The sequence below is a fragment of the Moorena sp. SIO4A5 genome, from assembly GCF_010672005.1.
Classification (GTDB): domain Bacteria; phylum Cyanobacteriota; class Cyanobacteriia; order Cyanobacteriales; family Coleofasciculaceae; genus Moorena.
The window spans coordinates 14,754-18,520 of the sequence record NZ_JAAHHZ010000119.1; the positions used below are offsets into that span (position 1 = coordinate 14,754).

Annotated in this window: 5 protein-coding genes; 4 read left to right on the forward strand and 1 reads right to left on the reverse strand. The window is 43.7% G+C overall.

Annotated features, from left to right (window positions below):
• The 4 genes from F6K57_RS26820 to prfA form a co-directional block, all read left to right on the forward strand.
• Positions 1-156: uL13 family ribosomal protein (locus F6K57_RS26820; RefSeq protein ID WP_293071541.1), on the forward strand; the 156-nt coding region annotated here is incomplete at its 5' end.
• A 5-nt stretch (positions 157-161) separates the two neighbouring features.
• Complete coding sequence (gene rpsI / locus F6K57_RS26825) at positions 162-575, forward strand: 30S ribosomal protein S9 (protein ID WP_008191157.1); 414 nt, start codon at positions 162-164, stop codon at positions 573-575.
• A 357-nt stretch (positions 576-932) separates the two neighbouring features.
• Complete coding sequence (gene rpmE / locus F6K57_RS26830; protein WP_293020880.1) at positions 933-1,181, forward strand: 50S ribosomal protein L31; 249 nt, start codon at positions 933-935, stop codon at positions 1,179-1,181.
• Between the two features lie 220 nt (positions 1,182-1,401).
• On the forward strand, positions 1,402-2,514 hold the full coding sequence (gene prfA, locus F6K57_RS26835) for a peptide chain release factor 1 (protein WP_293020879.1): 1,113 nt from the start codon (positions 1,402-1,404) through the stop codon (positions 2,512-2,514).
• 523 nt (positions 2,515-3,037) lie between these two features.
• Here prfA and F6K57_RS26840 read toward each other — a convergent pair.
• The coding region (locus F6K57_RS26840) for an adenylate/guanylate cyclase domain-containing protein (RefSeq protein ID WP_293071540.1) at positions 3,038-3,767 on the reverse strand (730 nt) is incomplete at its 5' end.

A 3,767-nucleotide genomic window follows, 5' to 3' on the forward strand; every position in this document is an offset into this window, starting at 1 on the left:
GAAAGAATTATCGAGAAAGCTGTCAAGGGTATGCTACCTAAAAACTCTCTGGGTCGCCAACTTTTCAAGAAGCTGAAAGTTTACACTGGTCAGACCCATCCCCATGAAGCACAACAACCCCAAGAACTAACTATTAAAACAATTCCAGGAGGCTAAAACCAATGCAAGCAGAAGAACAAGCAGGTCGCGCTGTTTACTGGGGAACTGGTCGTCGTAAGTCATCAGTTGCTAGGGTGCGTTTGGTTCCCGGTAGCGGTCAGTTGATTGTTAATAAACGTCCAGGGGACGCTTACTTTAACTTTAACCCCATGTACCTAGCCAGCCTGAAAGCACCTTTGGAAACCTTAGGTTTGGAAAATGAGTACGATATCCTAGTCAATGCCCACGGTGGTGGCTTAACGGGACAATCTGATGCTGTGCGTCTAGGGGTGGCTAGAGCCTTGTGCGAACTAGACCCAGAAAACCGCCAACCTCTTAAAATAGAAGGCTACTTGACTCGTGACCCACGGTCAAAAGAGCGCAAGAAATATGGATTGAAAAAAGCTCGGAAAGCCCCCCAATACTCGAAGCGATAAATTATCAGCTGGCTAATTTAAAATTCAACATGGTAATTAAAAATTTGTAAGCATTCAGACCTTAGCTATTAGCTATCAGCCATTCCGAATAAACGTTTAGCTAAAAGCAATAATAAATAAGCTAATAAATTAGCTGATTAAGGGTTGTCCACAATAGCTAATGTATGGGCAATATTAAGCCACATGCCTAAGTTTGACAGGATTGAAAAGCTGACTGCTAAGGGGCTGATAGCACCTCAAGTAGCGTACGGCACAGGCTTCTAGCCTGTGGTGTAGCGCATATCATTACCATAATTTAACAATTAGCAATGTAAAATTAGCTAATTATATAGTAAAATACAAAGCAAAGGAGGAACTATGCCAAAACCAGATATTCACCCAGAGTGGTACCCAGAAGCCAAAGTCTATTGCAACGGGGAAGTTGTGATGACCGTTGGCTCAACTCAGCCAGAACTTCACGTAGATGTTTGGTCTGGTAATCATCCCTTCTACACAGGAACCCAGAAAATTATTGATACGGAAGGGCGAGTTGAACGCTTTATGCGGAAATATGGGATGCTGGATGGTGCAGAAAATACAGCTAGCTCTGATGGGACAAAGAAATAGCTCCTAACGTTCAAGGGTGAAGGATGAAGGAGAAAAGATGAACCAGGAGGAATGAAGGATGAAATGGGTTTAGCGATGGCTAACTTAAGGTTGACTAAAAACTTGATAAACAGTTAGGAGTTAAATTTCCCACTTAATACTTCCCAGTTCATAATTCATAAATTTATACTTCATCCTTCCTAACTTCTGAGGCTATTTCAAGAGAGCGATCGCATAAACCATGGCTGAAACCTACCTGCTGGAAAAACTAAACTCTGTCGAGCAAACCTACCATGAATTAACAAGGCGTCTGGCTGATCCAGATATCGCCACTGACCCCAATGAGTTGCAACGAGTGGCAAAAGCTCGTTCCTCCCTAGAAGGAGTTGTTGCTACCTACGACAACTGGAAGCAAACCCAAGAGGAGTTGGCAGGAGCACGGCAAATCCTTAAAGAATCCACTGGTGAGCCAGAATTGCAAGAAATGGCAGCTCTGGAAGTTGAGGAACTCCAGACCAAGCTAGAGCACCTGGAAAGAGAACTTAAAATATTACTCTTGCCTAAAGACCCGAATGATGAAAAGAATATCATGCTAGAGATTCGGGCAGGAACTGGTGGCGATGAAGCAAGTATCTGGGCAGGGGACTTGGTACGAATGTACTCACGCTATTCCGAAAGTCAAAACTGGCGAGTAAAGTTATTGAGTGAGTCTCTGGCGGATATGGGAGGCTTCAAAGAAGCGATATTAGAAATTCAGGGAGAGCAAGTTTACAGCAAGCTAAAGTTTGAAGCTGGGGTTCATCGAGTCCAACGAGTACCTGTGACTGAGGCTGGCGGTAGAGTTCACACCTCAACAGCAACGGTAGCCGTGATGCCAGAAGTTGATGACGTGGATGTGGACATAGACCCCAAGGAGATCGAAATTTCTACAGCCCGTTCTGGTGGTGCTGGTGGTCAGAACGTAAACAAAGTAGAAACGGCAGTTGATTTGTACCACAAACCTACAGGAATTCGCATTTTTTGTACAGAAGAACGATCTCAGCTACAAAACCGAGAGCGAGCCATGCAAATTCTCCGGGCTAAGCTGTATGAGATCAAGTTACAGGAACAACAGGAAGCGGTGACCTCGATGAGGCGTTCCCAAGTTGGTACAGGGGCTCGTTCTGAGAAAATCCGCACCTACAACTACAAAGATAATCGGGTCACCGATCACCGACTGGGTCAAAATTATTCCCTCGCTCCTTTGCTGGAGGGGGACTTGGAGGGAGTGATTCAATCTTGCATTAGCCAAGACCAGCAGGAGCAATTGGAAAAATTGGCATCTTCTACATCCAACGGTGAATCTTTAACTTGATGCCAAGTTAGCTAAAGGCTTCTCGCGCCTTTAGCTAAAAGCCTTGCCTTATCTGGGGTTTACTCTAACTGAAGCGCAGACTAGAAAACAACAGTGTGTTGTTAGGTTTGTGTATTAAATCATAATCAAAATTTTGTCAACTAGATTTTAAGTGTTGCTTGATTTTATTGACACTCCGCGCCGAAGTAAGAACGGGGATTCTTAGTTCCTCGACATGCCTTAAAATTAGCTATCCGTCAAAGGCAATATTTAAGCCAAATGCCCGTTAAAAACCAAACATCTAGCCTAATTTAACTAACCCCAGTGGGCTTGTCTCCCTAAGCGTTGAGTTTCCTCAGTTTCCGTGTGCCCCACGGTACTTTTGTTTTCAAAGTTTGCTTTACTGGTTGTCGGTATCTGTTAGGATCCATACGTTTTTAATGAGGTTTTTCGCGCCTCAAGTGCTAACATCGCTTTACGTCGTGAAATTATGACAGTACCGACGAATCCTGTCTGTGTTAGGCCACTCTCTTATTCTAGCACATTACTTGAAAGCCGTCCTAGAAGGACGGGGCTTGAAACCCATCTTTTTAGTCACTCCAGAGAGACGAGTATGAAGTTGACATTGTCCAAGATAAATTTGTGCTACACTATCTCCTGGGTTCAAGCGTAGACATTCCTGAAACAGAACTGATGCCTTGGAGAAATAATGGAGATTATAAAGTACCAAGGCTTGTTCAAATTTGCTGCGAGTAATTAACTTCCCTTCTCGCAGTTGAGGTTTATCGGCATCAAAGATTTCATAAACTGTCACCATTTCCGATTTCCCCTTGACTGGTACCCGATCAATCAAGCGAATGGCATAAGCTAAGGGATTATCTAACTTCCAATAAGTATGCTGAGTGATTAATAACGGCACCCCATAACGTTTCGTTAATTCTTCTAAACGAGACGCTAAATTGACCCCATCGCTGATGACAGTGCTATCCATCCGATTTTTTCCTCCCACTGCTCCTAGCATCAACGAACCAGTATTGATGCCAATCCCAACGGTGATGGCTGGGTGTCCTGAGCTTCGCCGAGATTGATTATAGTCAGCTAGGGATTTTAGCATAGCAATTCCGGCGTTGACCGCATGATTAGCACTTTCGTTAAACAGAGCCATAATCCCATCCCCCATGTATTTATCAATAAAGCCATGATTTCCATTGATGGCAGATTCCATACGAGAAAGATAGGTATTGATAAATTCAAAATTTTCCTCAGGTGTCATA

Bases quoted from the DNA above. Each gene is read 5' to 3' on its own strand.
- prfA (WP_293020879.1), top strand. From the start codon at position 1,402: ATGGCTGAAACCTACCTGCTGGAAAAACTAAACTCTGTCGAGCAAACC.
- rpmE (WP_293020880.1), top strand. From the start codon at position 933: ATGCCAAAACCAGATATTCACCCAGAGTGGTACCCAGAAGCCAAAGTC.
- rpsI (WP_008191157.1), top strand. From the start codon at position 162: ATGCAAGCAGAAGAACAAGCAGGTCGCGCTGTTTACTGGGGAACTGGT.